Below are 19,984 nucleotides of genomic sequence, written 5' to 3'. Positions count from 1 at the left end.
TTTAGGGGCTTATTTTTCTCCTGAGAGTTCTTTCCCAAGGTTAATCAAATAAGTTTTCAAATCATCTTTGACTTGAGGATGTCTAAGTGCATAGTCGATTGAAGTTTTCATAAAGCCAAACTTGTCTCCAACATCATAACGAGCCCCCTTGAATTCACGAGCAAATACTCGTTGAGTTTTGTTGAGGGTATCAATAGCGTCTGTGAGCTGGATTTCATTTCCGGCACCAGGTTTTTGATTTTCAAGAATACCGAAAATCTCTGGTGTGAGGAGGTAACGACCGATGATCGCTAAATCACTTGGTGCGTCCTCAGGTGCTGGTTTTTCAACGAAGGTTTCAACGCTATAAAGTCCATCTTTTCCTTCACCTTGAGGTGCGATAACACCATAGGCAGAAACTTCTTCGTGTGGTACAGGCATTACGGCGATAGTAGAAGCGTGAGTCTCTTCGTAATCATTCATAAGTTGCTTGGTCAATGGGACAGCATTGTCATCAGTGATATCCATGAGGTCATCTCCGAGCATCACCACAAAAGGTTCATTCCCAACGAATGCTTTGGCTTGTAAAACGGCATCTCCGAGTCCACGTGGGTGTGTTTGACGGATGAAGTGAAGGCGCATGCCAGTCGTTTCATCAACTAATTTTAAGAGATCTGTTTTTCCTTTTTCCTTAAGGTTATATTCTAGTTCAAAGTTTGAGTCAAAGTGGTCTTCGATAGAACGTTTTGACTTCCCTGTTACAACAAGAATGTCCTCAATTCCAGACTTGAGAGCTTCTTCAACGATGAATTGAATGGTTGGCTTATCCACGATTGGCAACATTTCTTTGGCCAAGGCTTTGGTTGCTGGTAGGAAACGAGTTCCAAGTCCCGCAGCAGGGATAACAGCTTTTCTAACTTTTTGCTTCATGAGCTTCCTTTCTAACGGTGATTATGACCACTCGTTTTCTGCCTTGAACTCGTTACTCATGAGTTCAGAAACAGCATCCTTAATATTAACATTTTCATAAATAACTTGGTAAATAGCCTGGGTAATAGGCATATAGACTCCAAGCTCTTGCGCCAATTCGTAAGCAGCTTTGGTTGTTGAAATTCCTTCGATGACCATTCCCATGTTGGCTTCGATATCTGCCAAGGCTTCACCACGCCCAAGAGCATCACCTGCTCGCCAGTTACGTGAGTGGACAGAAGTTCCTGTAACGATTAAATCCCCAACTCCAGAAAGACCACTGTAAGTTAATGGATTTGCTCCAAGCTTGACTCCTAAACGAGTGATTTCTGCAAGCCCGCGCGTGATAATAGCTGCTTTTGCATTATCTCCAAATCCAAGTCCATGAAGGGCTCCTGCACCAACCGCGATGATATTTTTTAGAGCACCAGCCGTTTCCACTCCAATCACATCTGTATTGGTGTAAAGACGGAAGTAGTGGTTACTAAAGAGTGTCTGAACATACTGAGCTGTTTGTAAATCTTTAGAAGCAGCAGTAATCAAGGTGATGTCGCGGACGATTGTTTCTTCTGCGTGACTAGGACCAGATACAACCACAATTTCACTACGGAACTCTTCAGGGATTTCTTCTTCAAGAATGGTTGAAAGACGTTTGTGACTATTTGGCTCGAGACCTTTTGAAGCATGCATAATAACCACTTTATGCTCAAGAACAGCAGCTACCTGTTGAGCTACCAATCTTGTCACCTTAGTTGGAACTACGAACAAGACAGCGTCAACGCCCTTCAAGACTTCTGCCAAATCATGATAGGCAACAATCTTTTCGTCTAATACAGTATCCTTAAAATAGCGTTTGTTGGTATGTTGTGTATTGATTTCGTCAATTTGGTCAGGAATATTTCCCCAGATACGTACTTCATGTCCATTGTCATTTAAAACTTGTGACAGAGCAGTACCCCAAGAACCAGGCCCTAAAACAGCGATGGTTTGTTTGTTCATTTTTCCCTCCTTCTGAGAAAGCACTTTCCTATATTCTACCATAAAAAGCCCTATCTTGCATCTATATTATTTATGAAGCATTAATTGAATGGTAAATTCTATAAATTGGAGAAACTATCAGTAAAAATGTCTAGTATTTAAAGGTTAAAACGATAAAAAACACGAAAAGAGGAACAATATTTCCCCTAAAAATGGTATAATAGGAGCATCACGAAAATTGGAGAGACAGCATGAGTTTTTACAATCACAAAGAAATCGAGCCTAAGTGGCAGAAACACTGGGCTGACCATCACACCTTTAAGACAGGAACAGATGCCTTAAAACCTAAGTTTTATGCACTCGACATGTTCCCTTACCCATCTGGAGCGGGTCTTCACGTAGGACACCCAGAAGGCTATACAGCGACCGATATCCTCAGCCGTTACAAACGTGCCCAAGGCTACAACGTCCTTCACCCAATGGGTTGGGATGCCTTTGGCTTGCCTGCAGAGCAATACGCTATGGATACAGGGAATGACCCAGCAGAATTCACAGCGGAAAACATTGCCAACTTCAAACGCCAAATCAATGCGCTTGGATTCTCTTACGACTGGGACCGTGAGGTAAATACAACAGATCCAAACTATTACAAATGGACACAATGGATCTTCACCAAGCTTTACGAAAAAGGCTTGGCTTATGAAGCTGAAGTGCCAGTAAACTGGGTGGAAGAATTGGGAACAGCCATTGCCAACGAAGAAGTTCTTCCAGATGGAACATCTGAGCGTGGTGGCTATCCAGTTGTCCGCAAACCAATGCGACAATGGATGCTCAAAATCACTGCCTATGCAGAGCGCTTGCTCAATGACTTGGATGACCTGGACTGGCCAGAGTCTATCAAGGACATGCAACGCAACTGGATTGGGAAATCAACGGGTGCAAATGTCACCTTTAAAGTGAAAGGGACTGACAAGGAATTCACCGTCTTTACGACACGTCCAGATACCCTTTTCGGGGCGACCTTCACTGTTTTGGCGCCTGAGCATGAACTAGTAGATGCTATCGTAAGTGCGGAACAAGCTGAGGCTGTTGCTGAATACAAACACCAAGCTAGCTTGAAATCAGACTTGGCTCGTACAGACCTTGCCAAGGAAAAGACAGGGGTTTGGACTGGTGCTTATGCTATCAACCCTGTTAACGGTAAAGAAATTCCAATCTGGATTGCCGACTACGTTTTGTCTAGCTATGGAACAGGTGCCGTTATGGCCGTACCTGCCCATGATGAGCGTGACTGGGAATTTGCTAACCAGTTTGGTCTTCCAATCGTAGAAGTGCTGGAAGGTGGAAATGTAGCAGAAGCTGCCTATACTGAAGATGGTCTTCACGTCAACTCTGACTTCTTGAACGGTCTCAACAAAGAAGATGCTATTGCCAAGATTGTAGCTTGGTTGGAAGAAAAAGGTTGTGGTCAAGAGAAAGTTACCTACCGTCTCCGTGACTGGCTCTTTAGCCGTCAACGTTACTGGGGTGAACCAATCCCAATCATTCATTGGGAAGATGGAACTTCGACAGCCGTTCCAGAAAGTGAATTGCCACTTGTCTTGCCAGTAACCAAGGACATCCGCCCTTCAGGTACTGGTGAAAGTCCACTAGCTAACTTGACAGACTGGCTAGAAGTGACTCGTGAAGATGGTGTTAAAGGTCGTCGTGAAACCAACACTATGCCACAATGGGCTGGTTCAAGCTGGTACTACCTTCGCTATATCGACCCACACAACACAGAGAAATTGGCTGATGAGGACCTCCTCAAGCAATGGTTGCCAGTGGATATCTACGTGGGTGGTGCAGAACACGCTGTTCTTCACTTACTCTACGCTCGTTTCTGGCATAAATTCCTCTATGATATCGGTGTCGTTCCAACCAAAGAACCATTCCAAAAACTCTTTAACCAAGGAATGATTTTGGGAACAAGCTACCGTGACCACCGTGGGGCTCTTGTGGCGACTGACAAGGTTGAAAAACGTGATGGTTCCTTCTTCCACGTGGAAACAGGAGAAGAATTGGAGCAAGCACCAGCTAAGATGTCGAAATCCCTCAAGAACGTTGTCAATCCAGACGATGTGGTGGAACAATACGGTGCTGATACCCTTCGTGTTTATGAAATGTTTATGGGACCACTCGATGCTTCGATCGCTTGGTCAGAAGAAGGTCTGGAAGGAAGTCGTAAGTTCCTTGACCGTGTGTACCGTTTGATTACAAGTAAAGAAATCGTTGCGGAAAACAATGGTGCTCTAGACAAGGTTTATAACGAAACCGTTAAGGCTGTCACAGAGCAAATCGAGTTCATGAAATTCAACACAGCCATTGCCCAGCTCATGGTCTTTGTCAATGCAGCTAACAAGGAAGACAAACTCTACGTGGATTACGCCAAAGGCTTTATCCAATTGATTGCCCCATTTGCGCCTCATTTGGCAGAAGAGCTCTGGCAAACAGTGGCAGCAACAGGTGAGTCTATCTCTTATATAGCTTGGCCAACATGGGACGAAAGCAAATTGGTTGAAGACGAAATCGAAATCGTCGTTCAAATCAAAGGAAAAGTCCGTGCTAAACTCATGGTCGCTAAAGACCTTTCACGCGAAGAATTGCAAGAAATTGCTCTGGCTGACGAAAAAGTCAAAGCAGAAATTGATGGCAAAGACATCGTGAAAGTGATTAGTGTACCTAACAAGCTTGTAAATATCGTAACGAAATAAATTTAAAAGTCCTTCAGAGCTAAGTTCTGGAGGATTTTTTGTAGATTGCCTGTGAGATGTGATATACTATTCACATCTTTAAACTTATAAGTATGAGACAAGGAGAAAACAATGCCAGTAAATGAATACGGTCAGATGATTGGTGAACCTGTAGATGATACACCTGGAGTTTTGCCTTCACTTGTACGGATAGAAGGGCAGTATACGATTATTGAGGCTCTGTCAGTAGAAAAGCACGCGAAGGATTTGCTGGCTGTCTATGGCCCAGATAGCCCTCGTGACATGTGGACCTATCTCTTTCAACCACCAGTAGAGAATCTCGAAGAATTAATCGTAGCTTTGAAGCAGATGATTGAGCGCAAGGATCGCTTCTATTATACGATTATCGATAAAGTGACTGGTAAAGCACTGGGTACTTTTTCGCTCATGCGCATTGACCAAGCTAATCGCGTGATTGAAGTTGGCGCGGTGACCTTTTCTCCGGCTCTCAAACAGACCAGGTTGGGAACAGAAGCTCACTATTTGCTAGCTCGTTATGTTTTTGAAGAACTCAACTATCGCCGCTATGAGTGGAAGTGCGACGCCCTCAATCTTCCATCTAGAAAAGCAGCAGAACGTTTGGGCTTTGTCTATGAGGGAACCTTCCGCCAAGCTGTTATCTATAAAGGTCGCACCAGAGATACGGATTGGTTGTCTATGATCGATAAGGACTGGCCAAAGGTTAAAGCACGTTTTGAAGCGTGGTTAAAATCTGAAAATTTTGATGAAGAAGGCCATCAGTTGAAATCTCTACGAGAATGTTAGAAAGGTTTGCTATGATTAAGATTACAAAAGAAAGATCTGTTTCAATTAATGACGTTTTGCATCTCTATCAGGCAGTTGGTTGGACAAACTATACCCATCAACCAGAGATGCTGGAGCAATCTTTAGCTCACTCATTGGCTATTTATGTTGCTCGTGATGATGAGGAAATTATTGGTTTAGTGCGTCTAGTTGGAGATGGTTTTTCATCCGTTTTTGTCCAGGATTTGATTGTTTTGCCTAGCTATCAGCGCCAAGGAATTGGTAGTAACTTGATGAAAGAAGCCTTAGCTGACTATAAGGATGCCTACCAAATACAACTAGCGACTGAACAGACAGAAAAAACCTTGGGTTTTTACCGTTCTCTGGGGTTTGAAACCTTATCTACTTATGATTGTATAGGAATGATTTGGGTGGATCGAAAAAAATAAAATAATTTTTTTATCTTAAGTTAACTTTAAGTTTACTCATGTATCATGTAATCGTTAAGTAAAGACCTCCTAACTTTATTTAATAGAAATCCTAACTTTTCTTTTTCATAATAATCTCCCTAAAGAAGCCACCAAATCAGGTGGCTTTTTTTATGTTCAAATGCAGAAGTTTTAAGGTAGAATTGACCACATAATCATCCATTTCGACCACATAGCACCAAACTATATTTTTTCTTTTTCCTTTTTGTTAAACTGAAGGTGTAAAAAGGGGGAAGGAAATATGATTTTACAAGCAAAAGGCCTCACTAAGAACTATGGAGACCATACAGCAGTAAAAGATATAAATTTAGAGTTTAAAAAAGGAAGTTTTAACGCAATCTTAGGACCTAATGGGGCTGGCAAATCGACCACGATTTCAATGTTAATCGGACTTAAACGAGCAACTAATGGTCAAATCATCTATGCGCCCAATACTCGGATTGGAGTTGTTTTTCAAGCAAGTGTATTGGATGAAAAGTTGACGGTCAAAGAAAACCTAGCCATTCGTGCCCAGCAGTATAAGGAGATTAAAGGTGGTCGTGTGGAAGATTTAATCAATCAACTAGGGTTGACTGCTTTTCAGAAACAACTTTATGGAACTTTATCAGGAGGACAGAAACGTCGAGTTGACATTGCTCGAGCTCTCCTATCCAATCCCGATATTTTATTTCTAGATGAGCCTACGACTGGACTAGATATTCAGACTCGCAAATCCATTTGGGATTTATTGTATCGTCTACAAAGAGATGGAGGGATGACTATTATCTTAACGACTCATTATCTGGATGAAGCAGATGAAGCGGATCAGATCTATATCGTTGATCATGGGAAAGTGATTGCGCAAGGTTCTGCGACTGCTATTAAAAGTCAGTATGCATCTAATATTCTAAAAATTCGTTTTAAGGAAATGAAGGATTTAGAAAAGCTGCTACAGACTGGAATGACAGTAGAGGAAGAAAATGAGTTGGAATATCTTTTTTATCCAAGGACATCACAGGAAGCCATTGAATATTTGGCAAAAGTTCGAGAAGAAATTGATTCTTTTGAGTTTCGTCCAGGAACTATGGATGATGCCTTCATAGCCCTTACAGGAAGAGAGGTGCGCTAATGTTAGCCTTATTAAAACGTGATTTTTTGTTGTATTTTCGAAATCGTTCAGGAGTCTTTTTCTCATTACTGGGAGCTTTGATTTCCTTTCTACTCTATATCATTTTTTTGCAGAAAAATTTGATGGATGCCTGGTCCCAACTTCCTGATAATAAGAGCCTTTTAAATAACTGGCTGATGGGTGGAACTTTGGCTGTGACTGGGATTACAACCAGTTTTACAGCTTTGACCCAGATGGTACAAGACCGTGAAAATCAAGTGGATCAGGATCTCTTTTTGACAGATTTAGGGAGCTGGGGCTTGCAACTGTCTTATCTTATTAGTAGCCTTATCATTTCCTTTGTTATGCAAGCCTTTATGCTTATTGTTATGAGCCTTTATTTTCAAGAAATTCCAGCTATGAGTAAGCTATTTGAAATAAGTTTAATCATGCTGCTAAGTAGTCTCCTTTCAACATTGGTAAATGCACTCTTGATTTACCATTTCCAGTCAGTAGATAGTCTGGGTAAATTGGCTACCATTGTAGGTACAGCTTCAGGATTTTTAGTAGGAACTTATGTACCAATGGGAATTCTTCCTAACTTCGCTCAAGTTCTCATGAAGTGCACACCGGCTACCTATCTTGCTTCTCTCTATAGACAGGTCTTAATGAAGGAGCAATTAGAAACTACATTTATGGGGAATAGTAGCTTATTAGAAGAGTTTCAAGAAAAATTAGGAATCCGGCTTAATTGGCAGAACCTTTTAACAAAGGAAGAAACATACTTAATAGTGGTGAGTATCTGTCTCCTAACTTTTCTGCTTTGGCTGGTAGTAGTTAAAATCTCTAGCAAAAAAATAAAAATTATAGGTTAAGTTAACTTTAAGTTTACTCATGTATCATGTAACCATTAAGTAAAGACCTCCTAACTTTATTTAATAGAAATCCTAACTTTTCTTTTTCATAATAATCTCCCTAAAGAAGCCACCAAATCAGGTGGCTTTTTTGTTTGTGGGCTGGATTTTTGCTATAATAGGAACATGAGTAGAATTTTAGATAATGAAATCATGGGTGATGAGGAGTTGGTAGAGCGTACCCTCCGTCCCCAATATTTACGTGAATATATCGGTCAGGACAAGGTCAAGGATCAGCTTCAAATCTTTATCGAGGCAGCAAAAATGCGTGATGAGGCGCTGGATCATGTTCTTTTATTTGGCCCTCCAGGTCTCGGGAAAACAACCATGGCTTTTGTCATTGCCAATGAATTGGGAGTTAATCTCAAGCAGACGTCTGGTCCCGTTATCGAAAAAGCCGGTGATTTGGTAGCAATTTTGAATGACTTGGAGCCAGGAGATGTTCTTTTTATTGACGAGATTCATCGCTTACCCATGTCTGTAGAAGAGGTCCTTTACAGTGCTATGGAAGACTTCTACATTGACATCATGATTGGTGCAGGAGAAGCTAGCCGTAGTGTCCATCTAGACTTGCCACCTTTTACCTTGATTGGGGCAACAACTCGAGCAGGGATGCTGTCCAATCCTCTTCGTGCCCGTTTTGGAATTACAGGCCATATGGAATACTATACCCATGATGACTTGACAGAGATTGTCGAGCGGACGGCAGATATCTTTGAGATGGAAATCACCCATGAGGCTGCTTCAGAGTTAGCTTTACGCAGTCGTGGAACTCCTCGTATCGCCAATCGTCTCCTCAAGCGCGTGCGTGACTTTGCCCAGATTATGGGCGATGGCTTGATTGATGATGTCATTACGGATAAGGCCTTGACTATGCTGGATGTAGACCATGAAGGTTTGGACTATGTAGACCAGAAAATCCTTCGCACCATGATTGAGATGTACGGTGGCGGCCCTGTCGGTCTAGGAACTCTTTCGGTTAATATCGCCGAAGAGCGTGAGACAGTAGAGGATATGTATGAACCTTACCTGATCCAGAAAGGATTTATCATGCGAACTCGTTCAGGACGAGTTGCGACAGCCAAGGCTTATGAGCATTTGGGGTATGAATATATTGAAAAATGAGACTGAAATCTTAGACTCTTTTAGAGAAAATCCTGACATGATGGCTATTTTGACCATCATCCGTGACTTGGAGTTGAAAGATTCCTGGTTAGCAGCTGGTTCGGTTCGAAATTTTATCTGGAATCTTTTGTCAGAGAAACCAGCCTTTGACCGTGAAACGGATGTGGATGTGATTTTCTTTGACCCAGAGGTGAGTTATGAAGAAACGCTGGCAATAGAAAACAAGTTGAGAGAGGACTTCCCCCAGTATCAGTGGGAGTTGAAAAATCAAGTCTATATGCATCAGCATAGTCCCCATACGGAACCGTATGTGAATTCCTGTGACGCTATGAGTAAATATCCCGAACGTTGTACGGCGATAGGTCTTCGCTTGCAAGCTGACGCAACTTTAGAGCTCTTTGCTCCTTATGGTTTAGAGGATATTTTGAACTTTCAGGTTTCTCCAACTCCCCATTTCTTAGAAAATCAAGACCGAATGAAGCTTTATCAACAGCGTTTATCTAAGAAAAACTGGCAAGTAAAATGGAAAAATCTCACATTTAAAAATACTTAAGGAAACTTTAAGATAGGAGCTGTATACTTATCTCATAAGTTAAGAAGACCTTAACTTATACTCCTAAAACTTTTTCATAATAATCTCCCTATAAAAAAATTAAGTCGCCCAATCAGGCGGCTTTTTTTATTCTAAGTCTATGCTTTTTCATGATATAATAGCCCTATGAGATTAGATAAATTTTTAGTAGCCTGTGCTGTTGGGAGTCGGACTGAGGTCAAAAACCTTCTCAAGGCTGGGCGCGTGACGGTCAATGGCAAGAAAGAAAAATCTGCCAAGCTACAAATTGATGAAGAGACAGACGAGATTTGTTTTGACGGACAAAAGCTAGACTACGAGGAGTTTGTTTACTATATGATGAACAAGCCCCAGGGCGTTATCTCAGCGACTGAAGATCCTAAACACAAGACAGTCTTGGATTTAATGGATGACTATGCACGTGCCAAGGAAGTTTTCCCGGTAGGGCGCTTGGACATCGATACGCATGGACTCTTGCTCTTGACCAATGATGGCAAGCTGGCTCATGCTCTTCTTTCACCAAAACATCATGTGGATAAAACCTATCTAGCGCAGATCAATGGAGTGATGACAGATGCAGATGTTGAGACATTTGCGCAAGGAATTCCGCTCAAGGACTTTACTTGTCAGCCTGCCAAGCTGGAGCTTGTGTCTATTGATAGGGAAAAGGAAGAAAGCCTGGTCCGAGTGACCATTGCAGAAGGGAAATTCCACCAGGTCAAACGGATGGTGGCCTACTGTGGCAAGGAAGTTGTGGACTTGCAACGTTTAACCATGGGAACTTTGATCTTGGATGAGAATTTAAAACGTGGAGAATGGCGTCGCTTAAGCAAGGAAGAACTAGAAGGCTTGCTTGAAAGTGTTCAATAGACTGGATAATCGGAAAAGGAAGGGAGAATATCCCTGCCTTTTTCAGTTTTTGGTTGCTTCCTTTGTGAAAAGAGTTATAATAGACAGTAAGAAAAAAGGAGGATTTTATGAACGCGATTCAAGAATCATTTACAGATAAATTATTTGCCAACTATGAAGCAAATGTAAAATACCAAGCTATCGAAAATGCAGCTAGCCACAATGGAATTTTTGCAGCCCTTGAGCGTCGTCAAAGCCATGTAGACAACACACCTGTTTTCTCACTTGACTTGACTAAGGACAAGGTCACTAACCAGAAAGCATCTGGTCGTTGCTGGATGTTTGCGGCACTTAATACTTTCCGCCACAAACTCATCTCTCAATACAAACTTGAAAACTTTGAATTGTCACAAGCCCACACCTTCTTCTGGGACAAGTATGAAAAATCTAACTGGTTCTTGGAGCAAGTGATTGCGACTGCTGACCAAGAATTGACTAGCCGCAAGGTTAGCTTCCTACTCCAAACTCCACAACAAGATGGTGGACAATGGGATATGGTTGTGGCTCTTTTTGAAAAATACGGTGTCGTTCCTAAGTCTGTTTATCCAGAGTCTGTATCATCTAGCAGCAGCCGTGAGCTCAATGCCATCCTTAACAAATTGCTTCGTCAAGATGCTCAAATCTTGCGTGACCTCTTGGCTTCTGGCGCAGACCAAGCGACTGTTCAAGCCAAGAAAGAAGACCTCTTGCAAGAAATCTTTAATTTCCTTGCCATGTCACTAGGTCTCCCACCACGTCAATTTGACTTTGCTTATCGCGATAAGGATAACAACTACCAAAGCGAAAAAGGTATCACTCCACAAGAGTTTTACAAGAAATATGTCGACCTTCCACTAGAAGACTATGTTTCTGTAATCAATGCTCCAACTGCTGATAAACCATACGGTAAATCATATACAGTTGAGATGTTGGGAAATGTCGTTGGAAGCCGTGCGGTTCGCTACATCAACGTACCGATGGAACGCTTGAAAGAATTGGCCATTGCCCAAATGCAAACAGGTGAAACTGTCTGGTTTGGTTCAGATGTCGGCCAGCTCAGCAACCGTAAAGCAGGAATCCTTGCGACAGATGTTTATGACTTTGAATCAAGTATGGACATTCAACTCACTCAAGACAAGGCTGGACGTTTGGACTACAGCGAAAGCTTGATGACCCACGCTATGGTCTTGACAGGTGTTGATTTGGATGAAAATGGTAAATCAACTAAGTGGAAAGTTGAAAACTCATGGGGAGACAAGGTCGGTACAGATGGTTACTTTGTTGCCTCAGATGCTTGGATGGACGAATACACTTACCAAATCGTTGTACGTAAAGAATTGCTGACAGCAGAAGAACGAGCTGCTTATGAAGCAGAACCAATCGTGTTAGCACCTTGGGATCCAATGGGTGCCTTGGCAGAATAATTAAAGATAAAAAGAATCAGGTAATAAACCTGATTCTTTTTTTGTTTGTATATTCTCACCGAGATTACATGATACCGAAGTAACGAGCTGCGATACCAACTGCAAAGAGTGCAAGGATGATTGTGATTGGAGATACTTTTTTCTTAAGCAACCACATGCAAAGGAAAGTAAGGAGAAGTCCCATCAATCCTGGGATCAATGAGTTCAACTGACCTTGAAGCGTTTGTGGTTGAACGCTATCCAAACTCAAACCGCTAAGTGCTTGGCCGAGGATTCCCTTCAATTCACCACCTGTAACAGGACCTTCTGGGAAGACGATGTAAGCACCTTCTGACAATTGTTTACCTGGAAGGTTGATAGTGAAGTTGATGGATACCCAACGTTGTACAAGAACGGCAAGGATAAACATACCAAGGATAGAAGCTCCTTTAGTGATGTCTTTCAAGATACCACCTGACATGTCTTTAGTGATTTCAGATCCAGCCTTGTAACCAAACTCTTGTGTGTACCATAGGAAAGACATACGGATTGCATTCCATCCAAAGAAGAAGAGAAGTGGTCCAACGATATTACCAGTTGCAGCAAGTGATGCACCAAGGGCACCAAGGATCGGACGAACTGTAAACCAGAAGACTGGGTCACCGATACCAGCAAGAGGTCCCATCATACCGATTTTAACACCTTGGATAGCAGCGTCATCGATTTCAGTACCGTTAGCGCGTTCTTCTTCAAGTGCAAGAGTAACCCCCATGATTGGAGCAGCTACGTATGGGTGAGTGTTGAAGAACTCAAGGTGGCGCTCAAGAGCAGCAGCTTGGTCTTCTTTTTTAGTGTAAAGTTTCTTGATAGCTGGGATCAAAGAGTAAGCCCAACCCAAGTTTTGCATACGTTCGTAGTTCCATGAACCTTGAAGGAATTGTGAACGCCACCAAACTTTTTGGCGATCTGATTTTGATAATTGAATTTTTTCAGCCATGATTGTTCCCCTTTCTAGTAGTCTTCTAGGATATCACCGATTGGATCGTTAGAAGTTGCAGCTCCTCCGCCACCGTTTCCACCTTGTTTAGAAAGGTTGAGGTAGATGAAGGCAAGGGCAACACCGATGACACCAAGGGCAATCAAAGTCAATTGAGAAATTGCTGCAAGAGCAAAACCGATAGCAAAGAATGGCCATACTTCACGAGTAGCCATCATGTTGATAACCAAAGCGTAACCAACGGCAACGACCATGGCACCACCGACAGCCATACCACCGTTCAACCAGTCTGGCATTAATTTAAGAGCATCTTGAACAGCAGAAGCAGGGATAGCAATAAGGAAGGCTGCAGGAATCGCGATACGAAGACCTTGAAGAACAAGGGCAAAGTAGTGAGCGCGTTCAACAGCTGCAATGTTTCCTTCTTTAGCAGCAGCGTCAGCAGTGTGAACCAAACCAACTGAGATTGTACGAACAATCATAGTCAAGAAAAGTCCAGCTACGGCAAGAGGGATTGCAGTTGCAGTTGCGACTGCAATCCCTTCAGTAGTAAAGTTACCACCTTTAATCATGATGATTGCAGCAGCAACAGAAGCAAGAGCAGCGTCAGGAGCTACGGCAGCTCCGATGTTAGCCCAACCAAGGGCAATCATTTGAAGTGATCCACCAAGCATAACCCCAGCTTCGAGGTTACCAGTTACAAGCCCGATAAGGGTACATGCTACGATTGGTTGATGGAATTGGAATTGGTCGAGGATACCTTCAAGACCTGCGAAGAAGGCAACAACTACAACCAAGATAGCAGAAATGATTGAAATATCTGACATGGTTTTATTCCTTTTCTATTTAATATAAATTATTGAACGTTAGCTTTGCTAATCAAGTCAAACAAATCTTTTTTCGTGTCGTTTGGTACTTTACGTACGTCAAATTCAACACCAAGGTCACGCATTTTTTCAAATGTAGCAACGTCTTCTTTGTCCATTGACAATACGTTGTTGACCATTGTTTTACCAGTTGAGTGAGCCATAGATCCTACGTTAAGAGTTTTGATTGGTACACCGCCTTCGATAGCACGGAGGGCATCTTGAGGTGTTTCAAACAAGATAAGGGCGTGTGTGTTACCAAAACGAGGGTCTTTTGCAACCTCAATCAATTTTTGGATTGGAACAACGTTAGCCTTCACTCCGTTTGGAGCTGCTTGTTTGATCAATTCTTTACGAAGGTCATCTTTAGCAACATTATCTGAAGCAACGATGATACGATCTGCTTTTGAATCTGGAGTCCAAGCAGTGGCAACCTGACCGTGAAGGAGACGTGTGTCAAGACGTGCAAGGTTGATTTTCAATTTACCGTCTCCGATAACAGTTCCTTCTGGAATAGCAGCTTGGGCAACTGGAGCAGCTGCAGCACTTGCAACTTCCTCAGCTGGATTGAGCTCTTCTGGAAGAGCCTTGATGCCATCCTTGGATTCTTTAATGATGTTTGCAGCAACTTTAGCCACTCCGGCATTAGCGTCCATCAGGCGTTCAGTATAGGCTTGGATTAACATCGGCAAGTTAAGTCCTGTGATGATGGCAAATTTACGCTCAGGATTTTCTCCCATTACGCGGCTAGCTTGGTTAAATGGAGAACCACTCCAAAGGTCAGCCAAGACTAGAACCTCATCTTCTGCGTCAAATGCAGCCACAGCATTGTTGAATTTTGCGTATAAATCATCTGGACCTTCGTTTGGCATAAAGGTTACAACTTGAATCTTTTCTTGTTCACCAAAGATCATAGATCCTGACTGATGAATACCCGCGGCAAATTCACCGTGACTCGCAATAATGATTCCGATACTCATTATTGTCATTCCTCCTTATAAAATGTTTGACTTGTAGTTTAAGAAAACTTTAAGACTAACTAAGTATAAACCGTTTTCATAAAAAAATCAACAAATTAAATTAAATTATACAAAAATTATAGGAGTAATGATTTTTAAAGATATTGATATATCAACATTTTTAGAAGAGATTTTAAAAGCAAACATGTAAAATTTAATATAAATTCCAAATCTGCCCTTATTTTGTAAAAAGTTTGTTTTCTACAAGATTATCTCCGATTTTTGGTATAATAGAGAGTAATTTATTTTCTAGTATGAGAAGTTAGAGTGAGAGGTATGTATGTCCCCTTCAATTCAGTTATTAAAAGACCGCTATTTAAAAAATATCAAAGAAAATCCAGATCTCTACATCGGTATTGAGTTGGAGTTTCCTATCGTTCATACGAAAGGCCAACCTACAGATATTGAAGTCAGCAAGGACTTGTTGCGCTTTTTGGTGGATGCTCTCAGTCTGGAAGTTGAAAAGGTAGACCAGGAGGGCAATCCGATTCAACTTGTAGAACCGAAGAGTCAAGATCGAATTCTGTTTGAGGTTTCCTACACGACCTTGGAGTTTGCTTTTGGGAAGGCAAAGAGTATTCAGGAAGTGGAAGAGCGATTTAGAGCCTATATGGAAGTAATTCAGGAGAAGCTAGGAGAAAAGGATCATGCTATTCAAGGTTGGGGGATTCACCCGAACTGGGATAGCAATGATAATAGACCTGTCGCTTATCCACGCTATCAGATGCTGATGGATTATCTGAGTATGGGGAGTCACCAAGAAAGTGCGCATTTACATGACTTTCCGCAATACGGAGCCTTCATCTGCGGGAGTCAAGTTCAGTTGGATGTATCGACTGCTAACTACCTACGTGTCATTAATGCTTTCACTCAGATTGAAGCAGCAAAAGCTTACTTATTTGCCAATTCTGAGTTTTCTGGAGCAGACTGGGACACCCAGATTTCACGAGATCTCTTTTGGGAAGAATCCATGCATGGAATTTATCCAGAGAATGTCGGTGTCAATGCAAAACTCTTCAAAGATGAGGATGATTTCTTTGATTATCTAGACCGCTCTGCGATTTTTACAGCAGAACGAGATGGGAAAACCTACTATTTTTCTCCGATTCAATCTAGAGATTACCTAGCTACTGATGAGATTCATGCATATACTCTAAATGGGAAAGAGACTCTGCTTGTCCCTCAAGAGAAGGATTTTCAAACGCACCGTAGCTACCAATATCAAGACTTAACAACTCGAGGGACGATTGAATTCCGTAGTGTTTGTACGCAACCGCTAGACCGTACCTTTGCTTCAGCAGCCTTTCATCTAGGTTTGTTGGTAAATCTAGACAAGCTTGAAGCTTATCTAGAAACTGCTCCTTTCTTTGAGAACTTTGGCCGTGACTACAAGTCTTTGAGACGACAGTTTTCTAAGAAACAACTCACAAATGAGGAAAAAGCTGGTGTTGTCCAGTTCTCCAAAGACTTGCTGGCTATAGCAGAGCAAGGACTTGAGAGTAGAGGTCAGAGAGAAATGACTTATTTAGAACCTTTAAAAGAAGAATTGACTCTATAATTTTATTATAAAGGAAGAATTTTCTGAAAAATCATGTTATAATGGATGAGACTATAGATAAAGGATAGAGATTTATGACATTAGTTTATCAATCAACGCGTGATGCGAAAAATACAGTAACAGCCAGTCAGGCGATTTTGCAAGGTTTGGCAACGGATGGAGGCTTGTTCACTCCAGTAAGCTATCCAAAGGTGGACTTGGTTTTTGACACATTAAAAGACGCTTCTTATCAAGAAGTGGCCAAGCTTGTCTTGTCAGCTTTCTTGGATGACTTTACAGCAGAAGAGTTGGACTACTGTATCACCAACGCCTATGACAGCAAGTTTGATACACCAGCAATTGCCCCTCTTGTAAAACTTGATGGTCAATACAACTTGGAACTTTTCCACGGTTCAACCATTGCCTTTAAAGATATGGCCTTGTCCATCTTGCCATACTTTATGACAACAGCTGCTAAGAAACATGGCTTGGAAAACAAGATTGTCATCTTGACAGCGACGTCTGGAGACACTGGTAAAGCTGCTATGGCAGGATTCGCGGATGTCCCAGGAACTGAAATCATCGTCTTTTATCCAAAAGACGGTGTCAGCAAGGTCCAAGAGTTGCAAATGACTACTCAAACGGGCGAAAACACTCATGTTATCGCCATTGATGGAAACTTTGACGATGCTCAGACTAATGTGAAACATATGTTCAACGATGTGGCTCTTCGTGAGAAATTGGCAGCCAACAAGCTCCAGTTCTCATCAGCTAACTCTATGAATATCGGTCGTTTGGTACCACAGATTGTCTATTATGTGTATGCCTACGCTCAGCTTGTTAAAACTGGCGAGATTAAGGCTGGTGATAAGGTTAACTTCACCGTACCGACAGGAAACTTTGGAAATATCTTGGCAGCCTTTTACGCCAAACAAATCGGCCTACCAGTCGGTAAATTGATCTGTGCTTCAAATGACAACAATGTTTTGACAGATTTCTTTAAAACTCGTGTCTATGACAAGAAGCGTGAGTTTAAAGTGACCACTAGTCCATCTATGGATATCTTAGTGTCTTCAAACTTGGAGCGTTTGATTTTCCATCTTTTGGGAAATGATGCGGTTAAGACAGCTGAACTTATGAATGCTTTGAACACTCAAGGTCAGTATGAGTTGGCTGATTTTGATGCAGAAATCCTTGGTCTTTTTGCAGCTGAGTATGCGACAGAAGCAGAAACCGCAGCAGAAATTAAGCGTGTTTATGAGGCAAATGCTTATATTGAAGACCCTCATACAGCAGTTGCTTCGGCCGTATATAAAAAATACCAAGCAGCGACAGGCGATGCGGCTAAGACCGTGATTGCTTCAACAGCTAGTCCATATAAATTCCCAGTAGTTGCAGTAGAAGCTGTAACAGGGAAATCAGGCTTGACCGACTTTGAAGCTTTGGCTCAGTTGCACGAAATTTCAGGAGTGGCAGTGCCACCAGCAGTTGATGGTCTCGAAACAGCTCCAGTTCGTCACAAGACAACTGTTGCAGCGGCAGATATGCAGGAAGCAGTAGAATCTTATTTAGGACTTTAAAAGAGAGGAAGTAAACTCGGTTGGGAAACTAACTGAGTTTCTTTTCATCAGGAGGAAGGATTGTTTAAGAAAAATAAGGATATTCTCAACATAGCTTTACCTGCCATGGGTGAAAATTTCTTGCAGATGCTCATGGGGATGGTAGATAGCTACTTGGTAGCTAATCTGGGGTTGATCGCCATTTCGGGTGTGTCTGTAGCTGGAAATATAATCACCATTTATCAGGCTATTTTTATTGCCTTGGGAGCAGCAATTTCTAGTGTCATTTCAAAAAGTGTGGGACAGAAAGATCAGTCTAGACTAGCCTACCATGTGACAGAAGCTCTCAAGATAACCTTGCTATTGAGTTTAATTTTAGGTGGCTTGTCCATCTTTGCAGGTCAAGAGATGATTGGTCTTTTGGGTACTGAACAGGCTGTGGCTGAAAGTGGTGGCTTATACCTATCTTTAGTTGGTGGGACAATCGTTCTCCTGGGCTTGATGACTAGTCTAGGAGCCTTGATTCGCGCTACCCACAATCCTAGACTTCCGCTTTATGTTAGTTTTTTATCCAATGCTTTAAATATTGTTTTTTCAAGTGTCGCCATTTTTATCCTTGATATGGGGATAGCTGGTGTAGCTTGGGGGACTATTTTGTCTCGTTTAATCGGGGTTGTAATTTTGTGGTCACAATTAAAACTTCCATATATGAGACCGACGTTTGGACTGGATAAAGACCTGCTGACCTTGGCGTTACCTGCAGCGGGAGAACGTCTCATGATGAGGGCTGGGGATGTAGTCATTATTGCCTTGGTTGTTTCCTTTGGGACGGAGGCAGTAGCGGGAAATGCTATCGGTGAAGTCTTGACTCAGTTCAACTACATGCCTGCTTTTGGTGTTGCAACAGCAACAGTCATGCAGATAGCTCGAGCAGTAGGGGAGAATGATTGGGCAAGGGTGGACAGACTAAGTAAGCAAACTTTTTGGTTGTCTTTCTTTCTCATGTTGCCTTTAACACTTAGTATCTATGCTCTCGGGACACCACTAAGCTATCTCTACACCAACGATCCTGTGGCTATCAAAGCCAGTGTTTTAGTGACTCTTTTTTCACTTTTAGGGACTCCTATGACAACGGGAACGGTCATTTATACAGCTGTCTGGCAAGGTTTGGGAAATGCTCGACTTCCCTTTTATGCGACAAGTATCGGAATGTGGTGCATCCGTATTGGGACTGGTTATCTGATGGGAATTGTTCTTGGATGGGGTTTGCCTGGTATCTGGGCTGGAACGCTTTTGGATAATGGTTTCCGTTGGATTTTCCTACGCTGTCATTACAAATCTTATATGACATTGAAAGGATAAAAAATGCAAGAAACGTCTTTTATTTGGGATTTGGATGGGACCTTATTGGACTCCTATGAAGCTATTTTGTCAGGAATTGAGGAGACCTATGCACAGTTTTCCATTCCTTTTGACAAGGAAAAAGTTCGAGCTTTTATCTTGAAATACTCTGTCCAGAATTTACTAGTGCAAGTGGCAGAAGAAAGAGGCTTGGATGTTGATAAGCTCAATCAAGTTCGTGCTCAGAGCTTGGCTGAAAAGAATGCCCAGGTCATCTTGATGCCGGGGGCGCGCGAGATTTTAGCCTGGGCAAATCAACAAGGAATTCAGCAATTTGTCTACACCCACAAAGGCGATAATGCCTTGACTATTTTACGAGATTTGGGATTGGATGTTTATTTCACAGAAATTTTGACAAGCCAGAGCGGTTTTGCTCGTAAACCAAGTCCAGAAGCAGCGACCTACCTTATCAGCAAATACCATTTAAAACCAGAGCGCACCTTTTATATAGGGGACCGTACTTTGGATATCGAATTTGCTCAGAATAGTAGCATTCAGAGTATCAATTTCCTTGGAACTCCGGTGGATTGCAATCATCAGATTTCTTGTTTAGCGGATATTCCTTCGCTCTTTTTTTGAAAATTTTATGAAAGAGAATATGTCAGCTTTGTGACAAAAATCATACAAACTATTTCAATTAATGTGGTTTGTTACAGAGCTTAGACAG

The 19,984-nt window shown here is 42.0% G+C and carries 18 protein-coding genes; 13 read left to right on the top strand and 5 right to left on the bottom strand.

Annotation, left to right across the window (positions count from 1 at the left end):
* Positions 1-9: 9 nt before the first annotated feature.
* Entirely contained in the window at positions 10-909 is a 900-nt protein-coding gene (gene galU, locus ACESNQ_RS04875) for a UTP--glucose-1-phosphate uridylyltransferase GalU (protein ID WP_314944205.1), read from the bottom strand.
* Between the two features lie 21 nt (positions 910-930).
* Entirely contained in the window at positions 931-1,947 is a 1,017-nt protein-coding gene (locus ACESNQ_RS04870) for an NAD(P)H-dependent glycerol-3-phosphate dehydrogenase (RefSeq protein ID WP_373075428.1), read from the bottom strand.
* A 230-nt stretch (positions 1,948-2,177) separates the two neighbouring features.
* On the opposite strand from ACESNQ_RS04870, the gene leuS reads away from it, so the two are divergent.
* The 9 genes from leuS (at position 2,178) to pepC (ending at position 11,959) form a co-directional block, all read left to right on the top strand.
* Positions 2,178-4,679 (top strand): leucine--tRNA ligase, encoded by a 2,502-nt coding sequence (leuS, locus tag ACESNQ_RS04865; protein ID WP_373075426.1) that lies wholly within the window; start codon positions 2,178-2,180, stop codon positions 4,677-4,679.
* 111 nt (positions 4,680-4,790) lie between these two features.
* The gene (locus ACESNQ_RS04860) at positions 4,791-5,483 is read left to right on the top strand and encodes a GNAT family N-acetyltransferase (protein ID WP_373075424.1); all 693 of its coding nucleotides are present in this window, start codon (positions 4,791-4,793) and stop codon (positions 5,481-5,483) included.
* Positions 5,484-5,494: 11 nt separating this feature from the next.
* Complete coding sequence (locus tag ACESNQ_RS04855; protein ID WP_373075422.1) at positions 5,495-5,911, top strand: GNAT family N-acetyltransferase; 417 nt, start codon at positions 5,495-5,497, stop codon at positions 5,909-5,911.
* Between the two features lie 280 nt (positions 5,912-6,191).
* Entirely contained in the window at positions 6,192-7,058 is an 867-nt protein-coding gene (locus tag ACESNQ_RS04850) for an ABC transporter ATP-binding protein (protein WP_373075420.1), read from the top strand.
* Complete coding sequence (locus ACESNQ_RS04845) at positions 7,058-7,912, top strand: ABC transporter permease (protein ID WP_373075418.1); 855 nt, start codon at positions 7,058-7,060, stop codon at positions 7,910-7,912. Before ACESNQ_RS04850 ends, ACESNQ_RS04845 begins: the two co-directional genes overlap by 1 nt.
* Positions 7,913-8,077: 165 nt before the next feature.
* On the top strand, positions 8,078-9,076 hold the full coding sequence (gene ruvB / locus ACESNQ_RS04840; protein ID WP_006151318.1) for a Holliday junction branch migration DNA helicase RuvB: 999 nt from the start codon (positions 8,078-8,080) through the stop codon (positions 9,074-9,076).
* Complete coding sequence (locus ACESNQ_RS04835; RefSeq protein WP_373075416.1) at positions 9,057-9,629, top strand: nucleotidyltransferase family protein; 573 nt, start codon at positions 9,057-9,059, stop codon at positions 9,627-9,629. The genes ruvB and ACESNQ_RS04835 overlap by 20 nt, the downstream gene beginning before the upstream one ends.
* 165 nt (positions 9,630-9,794) lie before the next feature.
* Positions 9,795-10,517: a pseudouridine synthase gene (locus ACESNQ_RS04830; protein ID WP_373075414.1), complete on the top strand. Its 723-nt coding sequence runs from the start codon at positions 9,795-9,797 to the stop codon at positions 10,515-10,517.
* Positions 10,518-10,624: 107 nt separating this feature from the next.
* A complete protein-coding gene (gene pepC, locus ACESNQ_RS04825; RefSeq protein ID WP_303943291.1) occupies positions 10,625-11,959 on the top strand; it encodes an aminopeptidase C in 1,335 nt (444 codons plus the stop codon).
* 64 nt (positions 11,960-12,023) lie between these two features.
* Here the strand turns inward: pepC and ACESNQ_RS04820 are convergent, their stop codons facing one another.
* The 3 genes from ACESNQ_RS04820 to ACESNQ_RS04810 are packed head-to-tail and all read right to left on the bottom strand — an operon-like array spanning position 12,024 to position 14,781.
* Positions 12,024-12,935, bottom strand: coding sequence for a PTS system mannose/fructose/sorbose family transporter subunit IID (locus ACESNQ_RS04820; RefSeq protein ID WP_373075412.1), 912 nt, complete (start codon positions 12,933-12,935; stop codon positions 12,024-12,026).
* Positions 12,936-12,949: 14 nt separating this feature from the next.
* Positions 12,950-13,762 carry a PTS mannose/fructose/sorbose transporter subunit IIC gene (locus tag ACESNQ_RS04815; protein ID WP_004250648.1) on the bottom strand — a complete coding sequence of 271 codons (813 nt, stop codon included), beginning with the start codon at positions 13,760-13,762 and terminating at the stop codon, positions 12,950-12,952.
* A gap of 29 nt (positions 13,763-13,791) precedes the next feature.
* Positions 13,792-14,781: a PTS sugar transporter subunit IIB gene (locus tag ACESNQ_RS04810; protein WP_373075409.1), complete on the bottom strand. Its 990-nt coding sequence runs from the start codon at positions 14,779-14,781 to the stop codon at positions 13,792-13,794.
* 319 nt (positions 14,782-15,100) lie between these two features.
* On the opposite strand from ACESNQ_RS04810, the gene ACESNQ_RS04805 reads away from it, so the two are divergent.
* The 4 genes from ACESNQ_RS04805 to ACESNQ_RS04790 all read left to right on the top strand — a co-directional run bounded on the left by ACESNQ_RS04805 (position 15,101) and on the right by ACESNQ_RS04790 (position 19,896).
* Positions 15,101-16,378, top strand: coding sequence for a glutamate-cysteine ligase family protein (locus ACESNQ_RS04805; RefSeq protein ID WP_373075407.1), 1,278 nt, complete (start codon positions 15,101-15,103; stop codon positions 16,376-16,378).
* Between the two features lie 74 nt (positions 16,379-16,452).
* Positions 16,453-17,937 carry a threonine synthase gene (thrC, locus tag ACESNQ_RS04800; protein WP_373075405.1) on the top strand — a complete coding sequence of 495 codons (1,485 nt, stop codon included), beginning with the start codon at positions 16,453-16,455 and terminating at the stop codon, positions 17,935-17,937.
* Positions 17,938-17,997: 60 nt separating this feature from the next.
* Entirely contained in the window at positions 17,998-19,278 is a 1,281-nt protein-coding gene (locus ACESNQ_RS04795) for an MATE family efflux transporter (protein WP_373075403.1), read from the top strand.
* A 3-nt stretch (positions 19,279-19,281) separates the two neighbouring features.
* The gene (locus ACESNQ_RS04790; RefSeq protein WP_373075401.1) at positions 19,282-19,896 is read left to right on the top strand and encodes an HAD family hydrolase; all 615 of its coding nucleotides are present in this window, start codon (positions 19,282-19,284) and stop codon (positions 19,894-19,896) included.
* Positions 19,897-19,984: the final 88 nt, after the last annotated feature.

The sequence above is a fragment of the Streptococcus infantis genome (assembly GCF_964243025.1).
Taxonomy (GTDB): Bacteria; Bacillota; Bacilli; order Lactobacillales; family Streptococcaceae; genus Streptococcus; species Streptococcus infantis_N.
The sequence above is the reverse complement of the archived record's forward strand: the minus strand, read 5'-3'. Positions and strand labels throughout refer to the sequence as shown.